Source organism: Streptomyces sp. NPDC029526 (assembly GCF_040637405.1).
Taxonomy (GTDB): Bacteria; Actinomycetota; Actinomycetes; order Streptomycetales; family Streptomycetaceae; genus Streptomyces.
The window spans coordinates 24,284-44,000 of sequence record NZ_JBEZWE010000008.1; the positions used below are offsets into that span (position 1 = coordinate 24,284).

Consider the following 19,717-nt stretch of genomic DNA (forward strand, 5'->3'; position numbering starts at 1 on the left):
CTCCTCGCCGTTCCTCTGCGGCCGGTGGCCGCTCCGCAGCACGCGGGGCGGCCACCGGTTCTTCGTTGCCGGGCGCTCCGGGCCCGGGTCGCAGCCCCGGCCGCGCCGGGCGACGATGGAAGCCGGGCCGGTGGGGGGCCGGCTCCCGGGAGGCACCGTGACGCACAGCCGGGCGACGGATGTACTGATCGTGGGTGCGGGCCCCGTCGGCCTGAGCGCGGCGGCCGAACTGCGCCGGCACGGCGTGACCTGTCGGCTGATCGACCGGCTGCCGGCCCGCCGCCCGTACGCCAAGGCGGTCGGGATCCAGCCGCGCACCCTGGAGATCTGGGACCGCACGGGCCTGGTCCGCGCCGTGCTGGAGAGCGCCGTACCGCTGCGCGGTCAGCTGGTCTACGTCGACGGCCGGGAGCGGGCACGCATCGACCTCACCCTGCCGCCGGAGGTACCGTACGGCTTCGCCGCCCTGCCGCAGTACGAGACCGAACGGCTGCTGGAGGAGTGCGTCGCCGGCCTGGGCACGCGCATCGAACGCGGCACGGAGCTGGTGTCGTTCGAGCAGGACGACCAGGGCGTCACCGCCCGGCTGCGCACGGCCTCCGGCGCCGAGGAGGAAGTGCGGGTGGGGCATCTGGTCGGGTGCGACGGCGCGCACAGCGCGGTCCGCAAGGGCCTCGGGATCTCCTTCGAAGGCGGCGCGCTCCCGGACGCGTACATGCTCGCCGACGTCGAGGCGGACTGGGACATGCCGCCGGGGTACGGCATCCGTTCGTCTCGCGGGGGTGAGAACGGTTCCGCGGATGTGCTGGTGTGCATCCCGCTGCCCGGGACCCGCCGGTACCGCATGTCCATGCTGGTCCCGCCGTCGCCCGCTCGGGGGCCCGGGGGTGCGGAGCGTCCTGGGGACGGGGACGGTGGTGTGGCGCACGGCCTGGAGGCGGGCACTCCTCCCCTCCTGTCCGACATCCAGGACGTGGTCGACCGGCTGGCACCCCGGCCCGCCCGCCTGACGTCGATGCGCTGGTCGTCCGTCTTCCGCATCAGCCATCGCATCGTCGACCGGTACGGCGAGGGCCGGGTGTTCCTCGCGGGCGATGCCGCCCACATCCACCCGCCCACCGGTGCCCAGGGCATGAACACGGGCATCCAGGACGCCTGCAACCTCGCGTGGAAGCTCGCCCTGGTGGTGCGGGGGGAAGCGGGCCCGGCCCTGCTCGCGACGTACGACGCCGAGCGGCGTCCCGTCGGCGAGGAGGTCGTGGGCCGCACCGTACGACACGCCACGCAGGGCATCGACACCGATCCCGACGATCCGCGCACGGTACTGCTCCGCGAGGCGCAGTTGCTGGTCAGTCACCGTGGCGGGCCGTTGGCCGCGGCGCCGTACGGGCCCGCCGACGCGCCCCAGCCAGGTGACCGGGCCCCCGACTGCGCCGGGCTGACCGCGCCGGTCTCCGGGCCCGCGCTGCGCCTGCTGGACGTGCTGCGCGGTCGCCCCGGCCACGCGCTGCTGCTGTACGGGGCGGACAAGGCCCGCCTGGCGGACGCGCTGCGAGCGGCCCGGGCGACGGGGGCGGTGGCGCCGTCCCGGGCGGACCGGGCCGGAGATGCGTCCGCCGACGACGTGCCGGGGCCGCACGGGGGCGGCCCCGGCATGGTGGCCGTGGTCGTCCTCGCCCGGGAGGCGGCGGACGGCTGCTGGGAAGGCATGGAAGCCGCCGTCTACCGCGACTCCGCCGGGAAGTTCGACCGCCTGTACCGCCCCGGTCCGGAGGCCGGGCTCGTGGTGCGTCCCGACGGCCAGCTCGGGGCCCGGTTCGGGCTTCGTGAGACGGCCACAGCGCTGACCGAGTATCTCGGGGCACTGTCCGCGAGCCCGCTGGACGCCCTCACTGTCTGACCGCGCGGTCCCGGCCCACCGAGGAGCGGACGGGCGTGCGTGCGTGCGTGCGGGAGAGCGTGCGTGCGCGAGGGCGTGCGTGCGGGAGGGCGCGTCCGCTGCACGGGCTCCCGTACGGGTGGACCGGGTCTCGCGCCGGTCCCGCGCGGGACCGCGGCGGTGACCCGGGTGCGTGCCCGTGCCGCTCTCGGGGTCGCCGCCGGGAATTCCGCCCGCTCTGCCTGAACGCTCCGGACCCCGCGTGCGTAGGGAGGAGGGGACGACGCGCCCCGCCGGGCTCCCGCCTGCCCGAAGTGCCCGGAAACCGAGCGACATCCACGAGGAGCACCGATGAACACCGCACGCCTCAGCGACTGGCTGACGGCCCGTCAACCCCTCGTCCTGGGTCTGTTCCGCATCGTCCTGGGCGTGCTGTTCACCAGCGAGGGCGCGGCCACCCTGTTCGGCGTGCTGGACCGCAAGGCCAGTCCGGTGGGCGAGTGGCCGTTCTGGTACGCCGGGGTGATCGAGCTGGTGTGCGGTGCCCTGATCCTCCTCGGCGTCGGGACGCGCGCGGCGGCCTTCCTCAGCTCCGGGATCATGGCCTTCGCCTACTTCACCGAGCATCAGAAGGACGGGCTGTTCCCCCTGCAGAACGGCGGTCTCGCGCCCGCGCTGTTCTGCTGGGGCTTCCTGCTGCTGGTGTTCTTCGGACCGGGCGCACTGGCCCTGGCGGGCGGCGGGCGTGACCGGGCGGACCTCCCGGCGGGGACCCCGCTCCCCCAGCAGCCGGTGCGGGACTGACGGGGTAAGGGGAGCGTGCCCCGGGGCGGACGGCGCCCCGGACCCGCAGTGCGGCGGCACCCGGGCGGCCCGGTCCAGCCGACCGTGCCGCCGTTGCCCCTCCGGGTCCGGAGGTCCGGCAGGTCCGGCAGGTCCGGAGGGTCCGGTCGTCGCCCCTCCCGGCCCGGCCACCGCCCTTCCGGGGCACAGCGGCACCCCCCGGAGGTACCCTGGCGCCATGGAATGTCTCGCCGCTGGGCGCACGCGTCGCTGAGGGCCTGCTCGCCGCCGGTTGTCCGGCCGCGCGCGGGCCGGCAGAGGTCCCCCGTCTGCCAGGGCCTCGAGCCCTCAGCCCGAGAGGCGCACGTCCATGCACATCCGCGCATTCCACCGGCACGACCTCGTGCCGCTCACCGAACTCACCATCGACACCTTCCGCCCGTTCTACGAGGACTCGTTCCGGCCGCTGGTCGGCGAGGTCGTCTTCGCCAACCAGCACGGTGACTGGCGGGGGGACTACCGTCGGCTGGTTGCCGGTCTGCACGCTCCCGAACAGCACGCCCACGTCGCCGTCGCCGAGGCCGGGGACGGCTGCGCGGGCTACGTGGCGTGGAGCGTCGACCCGAGCCGCAGGAACGGCAGCATCACTCTGCTCGCCGTGTCCGCCCAGCACCGCCGCCTCCACCTGGGCACCGCCCTGTGCGAGCACGCCTTCGCGGCGATGCGTGCCCAGGGGGCCGAGGTGGTGGAGATCGGCACGGGCGGCGACCCGTTCCACGCTCCCGCCAGAGCCCTGTACGAGGCCCTGGGGTGCACACGGCTCCCGACCGCCGTCTACTACCGGCAGTTGTAGCCGGTGACGCCCGGGGTCCCGGGCGGGACCCCGGGCGTCCGGCCGGGACCGGCGGCGAGCGCCGGGCTCCGGCCCTCAGCGGGCCGCGGCGAGCCGGCTGCGCAGCTCCTCCTCGGTGACGTCCTCGACGTGGGTGAGGAAGACCCACAGGTGGCCGAAGGGATCCCCGAGGATCGCGGTGCGGTCACCGTGGAACATGTCCGTCGGCGGTTGGAGCAGTTCCGCCCCGGCCGCCACCGCGCGCCGCGCCAGCTCGTCGACGTCCGGGACGAAGACGTGCAGGGTGACGGACGTGCCACCGAGCGCGGGGGGCGCCGACCAGACGGCGGTGCCCACCCCGTCGGCACCGGCGTCGCCCAGCATGAGGACCGACGGCCCGATGGAGATCTCGGCATGCAGGATGCCGCCGCCCGGCGCCTGGAGCCGGAAGTCCTCGCGGGCGCCGAACGCCCGCCGGTAGAAGTCGATCGCCGCGTCGGCGTCTTCCACCATGATGTGCGGGATCACGGCGTGCCGGTAGTGGTCGGGGATCTCGGTACGGTTGTCGCTCACCGCGTGCCTCCTGATCACGAGGGCCGCAGAGGGATTTCCGCGGCCCGGTCAGGACCGTAGGAACTCGACCTCGGTCGAGGTCAAGCGCCGCCGGGGCCCCGCACCCTTCCGGGACCGCCGTCCGGTGCCGTCAGCGGTTCCCGGAGTCCGCCGGGCCGAACGGGGCTCCGTCGCCGAAGGCCAGGCGGGCGAAGCGTTCGCCGATGAGGCGGTGGGCGGCGGGGGCGGGGTGGAGCGCGTCGGGCAGCGGCTGGGCGGCCTCGTCGGCCTCGCCGTACAGGTCGCGGCCGTCGAGGTAGTGGATCCGGGGGTCGTCCTCGGCCCGCTGACAGACGATCCGGGCCAGTTCCTCGCGTATCACCGCCAGGGTCAGCTTCCCCGCCGAGGTCTCCCGGGGGTCGCCGGTGGCCCGGAACCTCAGGCGCCCCTCGCTCATAGCGTCCAGGTCGGGGGCGGTGGGGCCCGGGGTCGTCTCGTGGAGGGCGCAGTGCACCGGTGAGACGACCAGCAGCGGGGCGGTGGGGTGCCCGTCACGGAGGGTGTCGAGGAAGCCGTGGACGGCCGGGCCGAAGGCGCGCAGCCGCATCAGGTCCGCGTTGACGACGTTGATGCCGATCTTGACGCTGATCAGGTCGGCGGGCGTGTCGCGCATCGCGCGGGCGGTGAACGGGTCGAGCAGCGCGCTGCCCCCGAAGCCCAGGTTGACCAGATCCGCTCCGGCATGGGCGGCGGCCACGGCCGGCCAGGTGCCGGTGGGTGTGGCGGCGTTGGAGCCCTGGCTGATCGAACTGCCGTGGTGCAGCCAGACCTTGCGTCCGCCGGCCGGCACCGGACGGGCCGGTGCGTCCGTGCGCAACCCGACGAGCAGGGTGGCCTCGTCGTGCGGCAGCCAGATCTCGAGGTCCTTCTCCTCGTCCGTCAGGCCGGCGAAGCGCACGGTCCGTACCGGTCCCTGCCGGGTTCCGGCGGCTCCGGTCACCATGTCGAGGGTGAGCGTGTCGCCGTCGGGGACGGTGGCGGAGTCCACGAGCCGCCCGTCGACGAGCAGTTCGTACACCCCGTCGGGGCGCGGCGGCGCTCCGGTGTAGACCCGCTTGGTGGCCACGACGTCCAGTTCGACGACGGTGGCGCGGGTGCGGAGGGCGAGCCGCACGCCGGAGGGTTGTGATTCGGCCATGGCCAGCTGTCCGTCGGGTATCCGGCGGCGCGCGCTCGCGGGCAGGCGGTGGGGCAGGAGGCCCCGGTCGGTGCGTTCCAGTTCGAGGGCGCCGCGGACGATGTCGGTCGTGAGGGGTACGGGGGGCCGGTCGTGCCGGGTGGTCATGGTGCTGGTACCTCTTCGGTTCGTTCGGGGGGCGCACTGGGCGCGCGGGGTGGTGTGAAGGCGGTCTGACGTGGTGTGACGGGTGTGACGGGGTCAGGTGCCGGTGCTCCAGGTGCGCAGCAGGAGGTCGAGCGCGTCGAGGATCTCGGTCCAGCTCTCCTGGGAATCGGGAGCGCTGTGGCTGAATCCGCCCGCCGCCTCCAGTCCGACGAAGCCGCTGAAGACGCTGCCGAGCAGGCGCACGGCGTGGGTCTGCCGGGGTTCTTCCAGGGCGTATCCGCGCAGGAGCGCGCGGGCCATGGCGGCGTGCCGCACACCGGCGCTGCCCGCGGCCTCCTGGGGCGTGAGGGGGAAGGAGGTGGCGGCGAAGCGGCCGGGGTGTTCCCGGGCGTAGTCGCGGTAGGCGTCGGCGAACGCGATCAGGGCGTCCCGGCCCGCACGGCCCGCCATCGCTTCGGAGACCCGGTCGGCCAGTTCCTCCAGCGCCAGGAGCGCGATCCGCACCTTGAGGTCGTGCGCGTTCTTGACGTGCGCGTACAGGCTCGCGGTACGGACGCCGAAGCGCCGGGCCAGTTCGGAGGGCGTGGTGCACTCGAAGCCGATCTCGTCGGCCATCTCGGCTCCCGCCCTGACCAGGCGTTCCGTCGTCAGTCCCACTCGGGTCACGAGGTCCCTCTCTGTCTGCCTCAGCCAGGCGGCCGGGCGAGCGGGCCGCACGGCCCGGCCCCACCCTGTCCCTACATGCATTATGCATATGCCTAATAGGATTAGGCAAGGGAGCAGGCGACCCGGGTGCGGGCGCCGAGCGGCGACACACCCCCTCACGCCCACCCGGAGACCCTCACACCCGGCCGCCGCCCAGTGACGCGAGACACCACCGGTTGATCTCTTTGCCGTAACAAAAGGGGTCAAAATTGCATTCGCAATGAGCAAATACGCACTGTCGCGAGGGAGGGCGAATCACATCACAAGGGGCATACTGCCGCTCGAAATATGTTAGGAACTTGCACAATTCAGACGAGTTCCCAGCGTACAGCCCTGCCGCCCTTCCAGAAGCCTGACCTCCCGCTGGCCTGAAAGAGCTGTTACGGTGCCGACGGTTTGCGGGCCCAAAGCCCGCATCTTTTTGTGAACGTCCCTTGTACAGCGCTGAGCTGCCGGGTCGGTCCCCCCGCTGCACGGCGCGCGGGACGGTGCCGCCGCCTGCCCGTGGAAGACGCAGGTGCGCGGTCGACCCGGGGCTCCTGAAGTCGAAGGAGGTGGCGTGTGTGGGCGAAATGGACACAGCTCAGTTCAACGCCCTGGTCGTCGTCGGTCTGCTGGTCCTCTTCTACGGAGGCACCTTCCTCATCTCGACCCGCATCGGGAAGAAGGAGGAGAACGCCGACGGCTACATGACGGCGGGGAACAACCTCGGATTCGGGATCTCCGCCGCCAGCATGACGGCGACCTGGATCTGGGCCTCCTCCATGTACGCGTCCGCCACGTCCGGTTACACCTACGGCATCTCCGGCCCGATCCATTACGGGTTGTGGGGCGCCCTGATGATCCTCTTCATCTACCCCTTCGGCCGCCGCATCCGGGCCGTGGCACCCAAGGCGCACACCCTCGCCGAGGTGCTCTACGTGCGGCACGGCCGCTCCAGTCAGCTGATGCTCGCCGGCTCGAACATCGTCGGCAGCCTGATCAGCCTGATGTCGAACTTCATCGCCGGCGGCGTGCTCATCTCGATGCTGTCGCCGTTCACCTTCACCCAGGGCGTCTTCGCCGTCGCGGCCGGGGTGCTGCTCTACACCCTGTGGTCCGGCTTCCGCGCCTCGGTGCTCACCGACTTCGTGCAGGTCGTCGCGATGCTCGGCGCCGTCGCCGTCATCGTCCCGTTCATCTTCTTCGCCGCGGACTTCCCCGCCGCGTTCGAGACCGGCGCGAGCAACCTGACCGCCGAGCAGGGCAGCTTCTTCTCCAGCACGGCCTTCATGGAACAGGGCGCCCCGTACATCGCCGCCGTGCTCGCCTACGCGATCGGCAACCAGACCATCGCGCAGCGCCTGTTCGCCGTGAAGGAGAGCCTGATCAAGCCGACCTTCATCACGGCGACCGTCGGGTACGGCGCCATGGTGATCGGCGTCGGCATGCTCGGCGTGCTCGCCCTCTACCTGGGCATCGAGCCGGCCGGCGGGGACCCGAACAACATCATCCCGGGCATGGCCGCCGAGTACCTGCCGCCCGTGCTGCTGGCCGTGTTCTTCATCATGATCGTCGGCGCGCTGTCGTCCACCGCCGACTCCGACCTCGCGGCCCTCTCCTCGATCATGATGGCCGACGTCTACGGCCAGAACGTGGCCGGCAAGGAGAAGGCCAACCCGGCGACGATGCTGCTGGTCGGCCGCATCACCATGGTGCTGGCCACCGCGACCGCCGTCGCCTTCGCCAGCCTCCAGCTGAACATCCTGGACCTGCTGGTCTTCGTCGGTGCGCTGTGGGGCGCCCTGGTGTTCCCGGTCCTGGCCAGCTTCTACTGGGGCAAGGTCACCGGACGCGCCTTCACCACGTCGGTCCTGGCCGCGCTCGCGATGTTCCTGCCCGTCCGCTTCGGCTGGATCCCGCTCGACAACGCGCTGGGCATCGTCGTGGACGTCCTCGCGGTCATCGGCGTCGGCGTGGTCCTGGGCCTGATGGTGTTCGGCTTCTTCGGCGCCCGCCCGGCCCGCGTCGTGGGAGTGGCGGCCGTCGTCGTGACGGCGCCGTTCGCCATCGGCGAGCTGCACGAGTACGCGACGCTCAGCGGTTCGCTGGTCGCCTACTCGGTGTCGACCATCATCTGCTGGTCCATGTCGGTGCGGCAGCGTGAGGACTTCGACTTCGCCGTCATCGCGCAGCGCACCGGTGACTTCGACGACGGCTCCGCCACGGCCGCGGCACCCGTCCCGGCCGGGAGCGGCGCCGCGGTGCCCGCGGGGCGTGCGGCGGAGGACGGCGACAGCGACAGTGACGGCGACCCCGAACCGGCCGCCACCGGCAGCAAGTGATTGACGAAGGAGGCACCGTGTCCACCGCAGTTCTCACCGCGTACGTCCTGATGTGGCCCGTCCTGGTGGCGATCGTGCTGTTCGTGATCAGCCGCGGGTTCTTCCGTGAGTGGGCCGAGGCCCGCCGCAACGGCGAGGACCTCATCTGACCTCACTGACCCCACCGTGAGAGCCCGGTTCCGGCTGCTCTCACCCGTCGCCCCGTTCCCGGCCGGTGCCCCCGGCCGGGGACGGGGCGTTCCGCGTTGCCAGGCGTGGGCGTGGGCGGGAACGGGCCGGGCAGGGGCGGCACGGGGGCCGGCCCGGCCGTGGCAACGCGGTGTGCCCGTCAGGTGCGCAGGAAGTCCGCCAGGCCCTCGATGAGGCGGTCGACGTCATCGGCGTGGTTGTAGGGGGCCAGACCGACGCGGAGGCCGCCGGCGTCCCCGAGACCGAGCCGGCGGGAGGCCTCGACGGCGTAGAAGGAGCCGGCGGGCGCGTGGACACCGCGTTCCGCCAGGAACCGGTAGGCGTCCGGGGCACTGTGCCGGTCGAAGGTCAGCAGGAGGGTGGGCGTGCGCTCGGCGGCGCGGGAGTGCACCGTGACACCGTCGAGGGTGCCGAGACCCTTCTCTATGAGGGTCCGCAAGGTCTCCTCGTGCCGCTCCAGAGCCCGGTAGCCGGCCGTCAGCCGCTCGCGCCGGGTGCCCGTGGCGGCGGAGTCGAAGCCGGCCAGGAAGTCGACGGCGGCGCGCGTGCCGGCGAGGAACTCGTAGGGCAGCGTGCCCAGTTCGAAGCGCTCGGGCACGGCGTCGCTGGACGGCAGCAGCTTGTCGGGGCGCAGCGTCTCCAGCAGGGCGGGCCGGGCGGCCAGCACCCCGTGGTGGGGGCCGAGGAACTTGTACGGCGAGCAGGTGAAGAAGTCCGCGCCCAGCGCTTCCACGTCGACCAGGCGATGGGCGGTGTAGTGCACGCCGTCGACATGGAGCAGGGCGCCCGCCTCGTGCACCGCGCGGGCGATCTCGGCGATCCGCGGGCAGGTGCCGATCAGGTTGGACGCCGCGGTCACGGCGACCAGGCGGGTGCGCCCGGAGAGCACGGAACGGATGGCGTCCGGCGTCAGCTCCCCGGTCACCGGGTCGAAGTGGGCGCGGCGCACGGTGACGTCGGCCTGCTCGGCGGCGTGGATCCAGGGGCGGATGTTGGAGTCGTGGTCGAGGCTGGTCACCACCACCTCGTCCCCCGGTGACCAGGTCCGGGCGAGGGTGCGGGAGAAGTCGTAGGTGAGCTGGGTGGCGCTGCGGCCGAACACGATGCCGGCCGGGTCCGCGCCGAGCAGGTCGGCCATCGCCCGCCGGGCTTCGACGACGATCGCCTCGGCGTTGCGTTCCCCGGCGACCCACGGGCCCCGGTTCGACAGCGGGGCGGACAGGGCGTCGGAGACGGCCTGGATGACGGGGCGGGGCGTCTGGGTGCCGCCGGGTCCGTCGAAGTGCGCGATCCCCTCCCGAAGCGCGGGGAACTGGGCGCGGAGTGCGTCGATGTCGTACGTCACGGTGACTTCCGTTCGTTGGCTCGCGCGCGCGGGGGCGGCTGCGGCGGATGGGCGGCGGCGGTCGTGGTCGAGGGCAGAGGTTGGTGGTCTGTGCCTGGTGATCTGTGCTCGATGGTCTGTGCCCGGTGGTCTGTGCTCGGCGGTGTGTGCTCGGTGGCGTGTGCTCGGTCGGGGTGGAGGCGGGCCGGCCGGGCCTCGGACGGTGGCCGGGGACCGGGGCCGGAGGTCGGGAACGACGGTGGCCGGGACCGGGGACGGGCGGCGTGCCGGGTCCGGATGTCGACGTGGCCGTCACCCTCGCCCGGCTCCGGTCGAGGATGTCACCCGGTGCCGGTCACCGTGCTGGTGGGGGACTCGTCGACGTGGAGCGTGAAGACGTCCGGGCGGGCGTAATGGCCGACGGGGTCGAAGTCGAAGCGGGCGCGGACCAGGTCGTCGAGGTCGAGTTCGGCGGTCAGGATGCCCTCGCCGTCGCGCAGCGGCCCGGCCAGGACCTCGCCGAGCGGGGAGACGATGACGGAACCGCCGCCGATGAGCACCGTGTCCGGTTCGTCGCCCTGGACGGGTCGGACGTCGTCGGGGAGCCCGTCGCGGCGTAGGTACTGGGAGGCGCCGAGGACGAAGCAGCGGCCCTCCAGGGCGATGTGCCGCATGGTGGCCTGCCAGGCGTCCCGGTCGTCGACGGTCGGCGCGCACCACAGGTCGACGCCCTTGGCGTACATCGCGGTGCGGAACAGCGGCATGTAGTTCTCCCAGCAGATGGCCGTGCCGAGGCGGCCGTTGCCGGTGTCCGCGACCGGGAGGGTGGAGCCGTCGCCCTGGCCCCACAGGTAGCGCTCGGCGGCGGTGGGCATCAGTTTGCGGTGCAGACCGAGGTAGCCGTCGGGGCCGAAGAGGAGGGCGACGCAGTACAGGGTGCCGCCGCTGCGTTCGACCGCGCCGATCACCGCGTGGCAGCCCAGCTCCCGGGTGACGGCGGCCAGCGTTTCGACCTCCGGGCCCGGAACCTCGATGGCGGCCGCGTGGTAGCGGCGGAACAGGTCGCGCCCGGCGGGAGTGCGGCTGCCGACCGTGATGCCGAAGTCCAGTCCCTTGGGGTAGCCGCCGAGGAACGCCTCGGGCAGGACGACCACCTCGGCTCCCCGGCCGGTGACGGCCTCCCGGAGCAGTTCCTCGGCCCTGGCCAACGCGGCCGGGGTGTCGAACAGCGGGGCGGACGCCTGGACGACGGCGGCGGTGACCCTCCGGCGGGGCGCGGTGCGATCGGGGCGGCGGGGCTCGACCTCAGCGGCTGTCATGCGCCGACCGTAGGAAGTGGGGCGCTCATCCGGCAAACTCGTCCTCGCGATGATCGACATCTATGAGACCGAATTCCGCAAGGCGGACCTGAATCTGCTGGTGGTCTTCGCGGCGTTGCTACGCGAACGCAGTGTCACCCGGGCCGCAGCCGCCCTGCATCTGAGCCAGGGAGCCACCAGTGCCGCCCTCGGCCGCCTTCGGACGCTGTTCGGTGACGAGTTGTTCACCCGCACCCGGGGCGGTGTCGAGCCGACGCCCCGCGCCCTGGAGCTGGCGCGCCGCATCGAGCCCGCCCTCACCCTGATCCACGGCGCGGTGACGGACCGGGACCGCTTCGACCCCGCGACGGCGCGGCGGTCGTTCACCCTGGGCATGTCCGACGACCTGGAGACGGCGCTCCTCCCCCGGCTGCTGGCCGCCACCGGCTCGTCGCCCGGCATCCGGCTCGCGGTGCGGCAGACCACGCGGAACACCGTCGGCGGCATGATCGACCGGGGTGAGATCGACCTCGGCGTGGCCGCCGCGTCCGCGCACAGCGCCGATCACCGCAGCAGCGACCTCTTCGAGTCCGGCTACACGTGTCTGTTCTCCCCGCGGCTGCTCCCGCTGCGCACGCCCCTCGGCCTCGACGACTATCTGGCCCATCCGCACCTGCTGATCTCCTACGACGGACGGCGCGGCATCGTGGACGACCTGCTGGAGGCCCGGGGGCTGACCCGCCGGGTGATCGCGTCCACCACGCACTTCGCCGGGGCCGCCCTCCAGTTGCCCGCACTGCCCGCGCTGGCCACCCTCCCCACCCACGCGGCCACCGCGTACGCCCAGGCCCTGGGCCTGGCCACCTCTCCCCCACCGCTGCCGATGCCCACCTACACGGTGAGCGCGATCTGGCACGCCACCCGCACCGACGACCCGGGCCTGCTCTGGCTGCGCGGCCTCGTGGAGCAGGCGGCGCACGCCCTGCGGCATCCCTGAGCCGGGATCCGGGAGGCGGGAACCGGGAGCCGAAAGGCGTGGGGCGGGAGCCGGCCGGACGGCGGGACGGCGGGACGGTGAGAGCCGGCCGGACGGCGAAAGGGCGGTGCGGCAGGACGGTGGGCCCGGCGAGGCCGACGACCCGGTGCCCACGCGAAAGCCATGCGCATGCCCATGGGGTAAGCGCACGGGAAAATATGGCGCCAGCGCGGCGATGCCGTGACGCTCGCGTCCCAGCACCGCCGCCCTCGACGGGTGGCACCGCGTCCGATCGGCGCCGCCCACCGGACCGGCGCGAAAACCGGATGATCCGGTGCGCCGGAGCAGCTAGCCTGGTCGGCATGGCACGAGGAATCTGGTCGCAGAAGGTCCGATCCGCCCGCTGACGGCGGCGCCTTCTCCTCTCAATCGACTGCGCGCTCGCCGTTCCGGTCCACGCCGGGCGGCCGACGTGTGCTGCCCGGCTCCCCTGCGAGCCGCGGAGCCTCCCTTGCATTCCACCCCCAGTTCCCGAGCCGTGTCCTTCCCCGCCCTCCCCGTCGGGGCGGGCGGCAGCGCCCACGTCCGGGCCGAGCGCATCACCGTCACGCGCGCCTCCCGGCGGGTCCTCACCGACGTGTCCGTGACCGTGTCGGCACGGTCGCGGATCGCGGTCGTCGGCGAGAACGGCCGGGGCAAGACCACCCTGCTGCACGTCCTCGCCGGTCTGCTCACGCCCGACGAGGGCACCGTGCACCGTGCGGGCACCGTCGGCCTGGCCCGCCAGGAACTCGCCGCGCTCGACGGTGAGACGGTCGGCACGCTCACCTCGGCGGCCCTGGCGGCCTCGCACGCGGCCCTGGCCGCGCTGGACGCGGCGACCACCGCCCTGGCCGACGGCGACCCGGCGGCCGGCGACGCGTACGCGGCGGCCCTGGAGGAGGCCACCCGGCTGGACGCCTGGGACGCCGAACGCCGCGTCGACGTGGCGTTGGAGGCGCTCGGCGCCTGCACCGACCGCGCCCGACCGCTGTCGACGCTGTCGGTGGGACACCGCTACCGCGTCCGGCTGGCCTGCCTGCTGGGCGCCCACCACGACATCCTGCTGCTCGACGAGCCGACCAACCATCTCGACGCCGACGGACTGGACTTCCTCACCCGAAGACTGCGCGGGCACGACGGCGGCCTCGCCGTCGTGAGCCACGACCGGGCCCTGCTCCGGGACGTCGCCGACCGGTTCCTGGACCTCGATCCGACCCGCGACGGCCTGCCCCGCCTGTACCCCGGCGGGTACGACGCCTGGCAGGACGCCCGGCGCCGGGAGCGGGAGCGGTGGGAGCAGGAGTACGAACAGCAGCAGGCCGAGCACGAGCGGCTCCAGGAGGCAGTGTCCACGGCGCGCGACCGCCTCGCCACGGGCTGGCGGCCGGCCAAGGGCACCGGCAAACACCAACGGCAGTCCCGCGCACCGGGCGTGGTGCAGGCACTGCACCGGCAGCAGGCCGCACTCCGGGCGCACCGGATCGATGTACCGCAGCCGCCCCCGGCGCTGAAGTGGCCGCGGCTGGATGTGCGCGCGGGCTCGTCCCTGGTCAGGGCGGAGGGGGTCGCCGTCGACGGCCGGCTGCCGGGGCCGGTGGACATCGTCCTGGACGGTGGTGACCGGCTGTTGGTCACCGGAGGGAACGGGGCCGGGAAGTCCACCCTGCTCGCGGTGCTGGGCGGTGCGCTCCCGCCCAGCACGGGGCAGGTGCGCGCCGCGAGGGACGCCCGGGTGGCCCGGGTCGCGCAGGAGACCTCCGCACACGACCCCGGGCTCCCCGCGCGGGAGGTGTACGCACGGCATGTGGGGCGGCTGGTGAGCGACGGCCTGATCCGTGCGGCGGACACCGTCCCCCTGGGCGCGCTCGGCCTGCTGGACGCCGGGGCGGCCGACACCCCGGTGGGCAGGATGTCCCAGGGGCAGCTCAGACGCCTGGACCTGGCGCTGGCGCTCGCCGTACGACCGGGGCTCCTGCTGCTGGACGAGCCGACGAACCACCTGTCGCCGGTACTCGTCGACGAGTTGACCCGGGCTCTGCGGGAGACCGCCGCGGCGGTCGTCGTCGCCACCCACGACCGGCAGTTGCTGCGCGACCTCGCGGACTGGCCGCGCCTGGCACTCGGCACGCAGACGCCCGCATCCGCGTCGGCAGCGCCGTCGGCCCAGAGCCACAGCCACAGCCACAGCCACTGAGACACGCGACCACGCGGGCACAGACACGGGCACAGCGCCCCGAACCCGGTCAGCGTCGCGTCACGGCTCGTCGACCGTCGTCGTGACCGGCGTGCCGAGTTCGACGGTGCGGCTGACCGTGCACAGGCGCTCGTGGGAGGTCCTGACGGCACGCGGCAGGACGGCGCGGGCGCGTTCCGCGCCGTCCCCGTCCGGGAAGGCGACGGTGAAAGCGACCTTCAGGCCGGTCATGCGGTTGCCGAGTTCGTCGCTGATCTTGTCGCCGGACACGGTGACGGTGAACTCGCTCGGCTCGATGTGCCGGCTGGTCGCGGCGTCGACGTCCGCGGCGGTGCAGCCACCGATCGCGGCGAGCAGGAGTTCGACGGGGCTGAATCCGGTGGTCGGTGCGTCGCCCGGGACGGTGAACTCGATCGTCCCGCCACGGGGGTTGGTCGCCGTGAAACGGCCGGTCGCGGTGCGCCGGACGACGACGGACCGCTCTGTGTTCTCGCTCATGCGGCAGACGGTAACCGCCCGGTGCCCGCAGAGTGGGCTATCCGCTCCCGCGCGGTGCCGCGCGCCGGGCGTGCGCCGGGCGGTATCTCGGCGCGCAACTCGACCTGATCGAACGCTTGTTGGCCGGTCCGGCAGTCGATCGCACGGCGCACAGGAGCCCTTTTCGGCCAGCCGGAGCCCCGAGCGACCCCGACTTCTCGGAGCAAATCCCCGGCGTTCGGGGGCCACCGTCACCAAGCCGGTACAAGACGTGAGCACGAGGGGTATGGTCCGTAGCCGAAGGCCACCAGTGGACCCGGCATGCGCTGGGTCCTCTGCTCGTGCACGCCCTCGTTCCGTTCCTGGGAGATCCATGTCGCACGCCCTCGCCGCTGTCCGCACCGCAGTGTTCCCGGCCCCCGGGGACCGGGGCCGGCGGCCCCTCGGGACGGCGCTGCGCACGCGCGCGGAGGGGTGCCGCCGTGCCCCCTCGATACGGATCGCGGTACACGGGCCGGATCTGGCTTGTTAGGACCCCCGACCGCGATCGGGCGACGCCCCCGGCAACGGCGCCGGAAGGCGGTCGACCCGGCCACCCCGGCCCCGCACACCCGTCCGGTGCCGCACTCCCCCGGGTGGTCCGGGACCGCGCCGCCGTCCGCGACCGCACGTCCACCGGTCGCCGCGCACCCCGGTCACCGACTCGGAGCCGGGCCGTCCCGCTCCGCCCCTCCCCCCGCACCCCGACGGCTTGCTGATCCGTGAGGACCTGATGACTGAACTGTTATGGACCGCCACCGCGTTGCTGACGGTGACCGGCGTCGGGGGCATCTGGCACTTCCGGCGCCGGCGCGAGGAGGACCGGCGCCGGGCCGACTCACTCCAGCGGCACGCCGATCTGCTCACCCAGCAACTCCTCGCCACCGAACAGTGCCTGGACCGGATCACGACGACCGTGCTCCCCTCGGCCCTCGCACCGGGGCCGGACCGCACGCCCCACGACACCGGCCTGATCATCCCGGCGCCCTTGCACGGGACACCGCTCGCCGAACGGCTGCGGGCGCTCCCCGGAGCGGTGACCTCGGCCGTGGAGGAGGTCCGGGCCCAGGAACGCACGGCCGCCGCCCGGGACGCCGAACTCGTCAAGCAGGAGACGGAACGTCAGATCGCGCAGGTGCGCGACGAGTCCGTGGGCGTGGCCCGGGCCGCGGTGCGCGGCTTCGCCAACAACGTGGTGGCGCGCGCGGCGCGGCTCGGCCGGACGGTCAGCCGGGGAGTGCGGCGCCACATCTCCGACGAGGCGTACGCGACGCTGGTGGAGATCGACCACCTCGCCCAGCAGATGCTGCTCACGGCGTCCGGGTACGCGGTGCTCGCCGGGGACAAGCTCTCCCGCCGCTGGCCCGCCACCTCGCTCACCGACATCGTCCGGTCGGCCATGGGCCGGATCGAGGGCTACGAGCGGGTCGAGCATCCCGAGATGGGGTCGGTGGTCGTCGAGGGCCGTGCGGTCGAGGCGGTCGTGCACGCCCTCGCCGTGCTGCTGGACAACGCCCTGCGCTACTCGCCGCCCGCCGCCAAGGTGCACGTCTCCCTCCAACAGGGCCACCACGCCTGCTTCCTGGTCGTGGACGACGCCGGACTGCGCATGGACGACGAGCGGCTGCTGTGGGCCAGCAACGTGATGTCCGGTGAACAGCGCGACGACATCACCCGCCTGGGCGCCCACCCCCAGACCGGGCTGCGCGTGGCGTCGCTGCTGGCCGAGGAGTACGGCTTCCGCGTCGAGTTGACCGCGCCGAACATCTACCAGGGCACCCGCGCCATGCTCGTGCTGCCGAAGAACCTGCTCACCACGCCGGCGCCCGACGCCCCCGTGGCCGCCGCGAAGCCGTCGGTGCCGTCGGTGCCGTCCGTGCCGGGGCCCGCCTCCGAGCCCCGGCCCGAGCGCGGACCCGAGGCGGAGCCCGCCGCACCGGCCACCACCGCCAGCGGGCTGACCGTCCGCAGGCGGTCGGCGGTGCCCGGCCCGGCGCGTCGCGCCGCCGCGGAGCCCGCGCCGGCCGAACCCGGCCGTCCCGCGATCGCCGCGGCCTGGGCCGAGGGCACCCGCCGCGGCCGTCAGGACCATCCGTCCCCGCCCCCCGAAGATCCCGAGGCGACCCCCGCACACGACGCACACGACGAAGGACACTGACCGTGCGAGACACACATTCCAACAGCCTGGGCTGGCTGCTCGACCAGGAACTCGGCACCGTCGAAGGCGTGCGGTACGCCGTCCTCATGAGCAGCGACGGCCTTCTGAAGGCCCGCACCGAGACGATCGGACAGGACGACGGGGAGAAGTTCGCCGCGCTGACGGCGGCGCTGCGGGCCGCGGGGAAGGCCTGGGACGAGTTCACCGGCGGCGACGGCATGCGGCAGCTGCTGATCGAGTCGGTCGGCTGCATCGGTCTGACGACCACCGCGGCCCGGAACACCATGCTCTCGGTGTGCACCACCGGCCCGGACGCCGACGTGGGACTGATCTCGCACCACATGGTGCGGCTGGCGACCCGCGTCGGGCACGAGATGGCCACCGCGGAGCGACAGCCGGCGGTGGACGGCGGCTCCCGGGCATGACGGGGCCGCGGCGTGACCCGGACATGGTCAGGCCCTACGTCCGGACCGGCGGGCAGATCCGGGCCCGCGCCGACGTGCGTCCGGAGAGCGTGGTCGTGGCCGCGAACGGCCCCACGGACACGCTGGGTCCGGACGCCCGCCGGTTGATGCGTCTGTTCGCGGGTTCCCGCGGCGGTCTGGCCGTCGCCGACATCGCCGCCGCGCTGGAGCTCCCGCCCTCGACGGTCCGGATCCTCGTGTCGTCGCTGATGGACTCCGGCCATCTGGCCGCTCCCGTCGCGGAGCCCGGCCACCAGCCCGACTTCGACCTGCTGCAGGAGGTGCTCCGTGGACTTCGCTCCATGGTCTGACCCGCCCGTCACCTACGTCCCGGCCTCGGTGACGCGGTCGGCCAAGATCGTGGTGGCGGGGGGTTTCGGGGTCGGCAAGACGACGCTCATCGGCAGCGTCTCCGAGGTGACGCCCCTGCGGATGGAGGAGCCCATCACGCAGGCCAGCGTCGGGGTGGACGATCTGCGGGGCACTCCGCACAAGACGACGACCACCGTGGCGATGGACTTCGGCCGGATCCACATGGCGGACGGCCGGCTCGCCCTGTACCTCTTCGGGCTGCCCGGGCAGTCCCGGTTCCAGCCGCTGTGGGAGGACCTGGCCGAGGGCGCGCTGGGCTGTCTGGTGCTGGCCGACACCCGGGACCTGGACGCCTCCCACGACGCGCTCACGCTGCTGGACCACGCGGGCATCCCGTACGCCGTCGCCATCAACGCCTTCCCGGGCGCGCCGACCTACCCGGACGACGAGGTCCGCCAGGCGCTCGCCCTGGACGGCGTGACGCCGCTGACGGTCTGCGACGCGCGGGACCGCACCTCCTCCCTGCACGCCCTGATCAAGCTCACCGAGTACCTCACCGCACGACGGTCGGCCCAACCCCTGGAGACCCTCCGATGACGATGCCCTCCGCCGGTGCCGGACCGGCGAGCCCACCGGACCGGTTCCCCCTGTACGCCCCGGAGTTCGCCGCCGACCCGCACGCCTGCTACCGGCGCATGCGCACCGACCACGGTCCGCTGGTCCCCGTGGACCTGGCCCCTGGGGTTCCCGCCACCCTGGTCATCGGCTACTACCAGGCGCGGCGCATCCTCAACGACCCGCTGCACTTCCCCGCCGACCCGAGGGTCTGGGAGAAGTCGGTCCCGGCGTCGTGCCCGGTGCGGCCGATGATGGAGTGGCGCCCCAACGCGCTGCGCTCGGGCGGCGCCGAGCACGCCCGCTACCGGGGCGCGAACACCGCGGCCATCGACCAGGTCGACCAGCACGCGCTGCGCGCCCTGGTGGAGAAGGTGGCGGACGAGGCCATCGACCAGTTCCGCGCCCGCGGCGAGGCCGACCTGCTCACCGAGTACTCCTTCCCGATCGCCTTCCGCGTCCTGAGCGCCCTGCTGGGCTGCCCGGACGAGATCGGACTGCGCGTCGCCGACGGCATGGCGCGGATCTTCGACGCCACGGACGCCGCCGAGGGCAACCGGATCCTCGCGCAGGCCGTCGCCGACCTGGTGACGCTGCGCCGGGAGCAGCCGGGCGACGACATCACCTCCCGGCTGGTCATGCACCCGGCCGGGCTGACCGACGAGGAGATGGGCCATCAGCTCGTCACCCTGTGGGGGGCGGGCATCGAGCCGCTGACCAACCTGATCAGCAACACCGTGCTGAAGATCCTCACCGACGAGGACTTCTCCGCCGACCTGCACGCCGGCCTGTCCACGGTCCGCGACGCGCTCGACACCGTGCTCTACACCGACCCGCCGATGGCGAACTACTGCATCTCCTACCCGCCGTTCCCGGTCGACGTCGACGGGGTGCTGCTGCCCGCCCACCAGCCGGTGGTGATCTCCATGGCGGCCGCCAACAACGATCCGGCCCTCACCGAGGGCGTGCCGGGCGGCCGGCTGTCGGGCAACCGCGCCCACCTGGCGTGGAGCGTCGGTCCGCACACCTGTCCCGCCCGGTCGCACGCCTACCTCATCGCGGAGACGGCCGTCACCCACCTGCTCGACGCGCTGCCCGAGACGGATCTCGGCCGCCCCGCCGCCGAACTCACCTGGCGCCCCGGCCCGTTCCACCGGGCTCTGGAAGCCCTGCCCGTCACGTTCCCGACGCAACGCTAGGAGACCGGTC

General features: G+C 73.3%; 18 protein-coding genes. 12 read left to right on the forward strand and 6 right to left on the reverse strand.

Features of this window, described 5'->3' with window-relative positions:
- Window positions 1-157: 157 nt before the first annotated feature.
- From AB0F01_RS18975 to AB0F01_RS18985, 3 genes are all read left to right on the forward strand, one after another.
- Window positions 158-1,900, forward strand: a complete 1,743-nt coding sequence (locus AB0F01_RS18975; RefSeq protein WP_362096721.1) for an FAD-dependent monooxygenase — start codon at window positions 158-160, stop codon at window positions 1,898-1,900.
- Window positions 1,901-2,230: 330 nt separating this feature from the next.
- Window positions 2,231-2,683 carry a DoxX family protein gene (locus AB0F01_RS18980; RefSeq protein ID WP_362096724.1) on the forward strand — a complete coding sequence of 151 codons (453 nt, stop codon included), beginning with the start codon at window positions 2,231-2,233 and terminating at the stop codon, window positions 2,681-2,683.
- A 349-nt stretch (window positions 2,684-3,032) separates the two neighbouring features.
- Window positions 3,033-3,515: a GNAT family N-acetyltransferase gene (locus AB0F01_RS18985; RefSeq protein ID WP_362096727.1), complete on the forward strand. Its 483-nt coding sequence runs from the start codon at window positions 3,033-3,035 to the stop codon at window positions 3,513-3,515.
- 75 nt (window positions 3,516-3,590) lie between these two features.
- On the opposite strand, the gene AB0F01_RS18990 is transcribed toward AB0F01_RS18985, so the two are convergent.
- The 3 genes from AB0F01_RS18990 to AB0F01_RS19000 form a co-directional block, all read right to left on the reverse strand.
- A complete protein-coding gene (locus AB0F01_RS18990; protein WP_362096730.1) occupies window positions 3,591-4,067 on the reverse strand; it encodes a VOC family protein in 477 nt (158 codons plus the stop codon).
- 130 nt (window positions 4,068-4,197) lie between these two features.
- Window positions 4,198-5,391 carry a GDSL-type esterase/lipase family protein gene (locus tag AB0F01_RS18995; protein ID WP_362096733.1) on the reverse strand — a complete coding sequence of 398 codons (1,194 nt, stop codon included), beginning with the start codon at window positions 5,389-5,391 and terminating at the stop codon, window positions 4,198-4,200.
- Between the two features lie 93 nt (window positions 5,392-5,484).
- Window positions 5,485-6,057: a WHG domain-containing protein gene (locus AB0F01_RS19000; RefSeq protein ID WP_362096736.1), complete on the reverse strand. Its 573-nt coding sequence runs from the start codon at window positions 6,055-6,057 to the stop codon at window positions 5,485-5,487.
- A gap of 611 nt (window positions 6,058-6,668) precedes the next feature.
- On the opposite strand from AB0F01_RS19000, the gene AB0F01_RS19005 reads away from it, so the two are divergent.
- Window positions 6,669-8,420 carry a sodium:solute symporter family protein gene (locus tag AB0F01_RS19005; RefSeq protein WP_362097190.1) on the forward strand — a complete coding sequence of 584 codons (1,752 nt, stop codon included), beginning with the start codon at window positions 6,669-6,671 and terminating at the stop codon, window positions 8,418-8,420.
- A gap of 17 nt (window positions 8,421-8,437) precedes the next feature.
- The gene (locus tag AB0F01_RS19010; protein WP_362096739.1) at window positions 8,438-8,569 is read left to right on the forward strand and encodes a putative transporter small subunit; all 132 of its coding nucleotides are present in this window, start codon (window positions 8,438-8,440) and stop codon (window positions 8,567-8,569) included.
- Window positions 8,570-8,748: 179 nt separating this feature from the next.
- Here AB0F01_RS19010 and AB0F01_RS19015 read toward each other — a convergent pair whose 3' ends face one another.
- Both AB0F01_RS19015 and AB0F01_RS19020 read right to left on the reverse strand, forming a co-directional pair.
- A complete protein-coding gene (locus tag AB0F01_RS19015; RefSeq protein WP_362096741.1) occupies window positions 8,749-9,954 on the reverse strand; it encodes a cysteine desulfurase-like protein in 1,206 nt (401 codons plus the stop codon).
- A 320-nt stretch (window positions 9,955-10,274) separates the two neighbouring features.
- Window positions 10,275-11,252, reverse strand: coding sequence for a nitrilase-related carbon-nitrogen hydrolase (locus AB0F01_RS19020; protein ID WP_362096744.1), 978 nt, complete (start codon window positions 11,250-11,252; stop codon window positions 10,275-10,277).
- 49 nt (window positions 11,253-11,301) lie between these two features.
- Here AB0F01_RS19020 and AB0F01_RS19025 point away from each other — a divergent pair, with 49 nt between their 5' ends.
- Both AB0F01_RS19025 and AB0F01_RS19030 read left to right on the forward strand, forming a co-directional pair.
- On the forward strand, window positions 11,302-12,228 hold the full coding sequence (locus AB0F01_RS19025) for a LysR family transcriptional regulator (RefSeq protein ID WP_362096746.1): 927 nt from the start codon (window positions 11,302-11,304) through the stop codon (window positions 12,226-12,228).
- Window positions 12,229-12,718: 490 nt separating this feature from the next.
- Window positions 12,719-14,443, forward strand: a complete 1,725-nt coding sequence (locus AB0F01_RS19030; RefSeq protein WP_362096749.1) for an ATP-binding cassette domain-containing protein — start codon at window positions 12,719-12,721, stop codon at window positions 14,441-14,443.
- Window positions 14,444-14,503: 60 nt separating this feature from the next.
- Here AB0F01_RS19030 and AB0F01_RS19035 read toward each other — a convergent pair whose 3' ends face one another.
- Window positions 14,504-14,941: an OsmC family protein gene (locus AB0F01_RS19035; protein WP_362096752.1), complete on the reverse strand. Its 438-nt coding sequence runs from the start codon at window positions 14,939-14,941 to the stop codon at window positions 14,504-14,506.
- Between the two features lie 751 nt (window positions 14,942-15,692).
- Between AB0F01_RS19035 and AB0F01_RS19040 the strand changes: the two genes are divergently transcribed.
- The 5 genes from AB0F01_RS19040 to AB0F01_RS19060 are packed head-to-tail and all read left to right on the forward strand — an operon-like array spanning window position 15,693 to window position 19,707.
- On the forward strand, window positions 15,693-17,117 hold the full coding sequence (locus AB0F01_RS19040; RefSeq protein WP_362096755.1) for an ATP-binding protein: 1,425 nt from the start codon (window positions 15,693-15,695) through the stop codon (window positions 17,115-17,117).
- Between the two features lie 2 nt (window positions 17,118-17,119).
- Window positions 17,120-17,542: a roadblock/LC7 domain-containing protein gene (locus AB0F01_RS19045; protein WP_362096758.1), complete on the forward strand. Its 423-nt coding sequence runs from the start codon at window positions 17,120-17,122 to the stop codon at window positions 17,540-17,542.
- Entirely contained in the window at window positions 17,539-17,892 is a 354-nt protein-coding gene (locus AB0F01_RS19050; protein WP_362096761.1) for a DUF742 domain-containing protein, read from the forward strand. Before AB0F01_RS19045 ends, AB0F01_RS19050 begins: the two co-directional genes overlap by 4 nt.
- Window positions 17,870-18,490 carry an ATP/GTP-binding protein gene (locus AB0F01_RS19055; RefSeq protein ID WP_362096763.1) on the forward strand — a complete coding sequence of 207 codons (621 nt, stop codon included), beginning with the start codon at window positions 17,870-17,872 and terminating at the stop codon, window positions 18,488-18,490. The genes AB0F01_RS19050 and AB0F01_RS19055 overlap by 23 nt, the downstream gene beginning before the upstream one ends.
- Window positions 18,487-19,707: a cytochrome P450 gene (locus AB0F01_RS19060; protein ID WP_362096766.1), complete on the forward strand. Its 1,221-nt coding sequence runs from the start codon at window positions 18,487-18,489 to the stop codon at window positions 19,705-19,707. Before AB0F01_RS19055 ends, AB0F01_RS19060 begins: the two co-directional genes overlap by 4 nt.
- Window positions 19,708-19,717 lie beyond the last annotated feature (10 nt).

What these genes read in the sequence shown, in the direction of transcription:
- AB0F01_RS18980 (WP_362096724.1), top strand. Translation starts at nt 2,231, where the DNA reads ATGAACACCGCACGCCTCAGCGACTGGCTGACGGCCCGTCAACCCCTC.
- AB0F01_RS18985 (WP_362096727.1), top strand. Translation starts at nt 3,033, where the DNA reads ATGCACATCCGCGCATTCCACCGGCACGACCTCGTGCCGCTCACCGAA.
- AB0F01_RS18995 (WP_362096733.1), bottom strand. Translation starts at nt 5,391, where the DNA reads ATGACCACCCGGCACGACCGGCCCCCCGTACCCCTCACGACCGACATC.
- AB0F01_RS19005 (WP_362097190.1), top strand. Translation starts at nt 6,669, where the DNA reads ATGGACACAGCTCAGTTCAACGCCCTGGTCGTCGTCGGTCTGCTGGTC.
- AB0F01_RS19020 (WP_362096744.1), bottom strand. Translation starts at nt 11,252, where the DNA reads ATGACAGCCGCTGAGGTCGAGCCCCGCCGCCCCGATCGCACCGCGCCC.
- AB0F01_RS19025 (WP_362096746.1), top strand. Translation starts at nt 11,302, where the DNA reads ATGATCGACATCTATGAGACCGAATTCCGCAAGGCGGACCTGAATCTG.
- AB0F01_RS19035 (WP_362096752.1), bottom strand. Translation starts at nt 14,941, where the DNA reads ATGAGCGAGAACACAGAGCGGTCCGTCGTCGTCCGGCGCACCGCGACC.
- AB0F01_RS19040 (WP_362096755.1), top strand. Translation starts at nt 15,693, where the DNA reads ATGACTGAACTGTTATGGACCGCCACCGCGTTGCTGACGGTGACCGGC.
- AB0F01_RS19050 (WP_362096761.1), top strand. Translation starts at nt 17,539, where the DNA reads ATGACGGGGCCGCGGCGTGACCCGGACATGGTCAGGCCCTACGTCCGG.
- AB0F01_RS19060 (WP_362096766.1), top strand. Translation starts at nt 18,487, where the DNA reads ATGACGATGCCCTCCGCCGGTGCCGGACCGGCGAGCCCACCGGACCGG.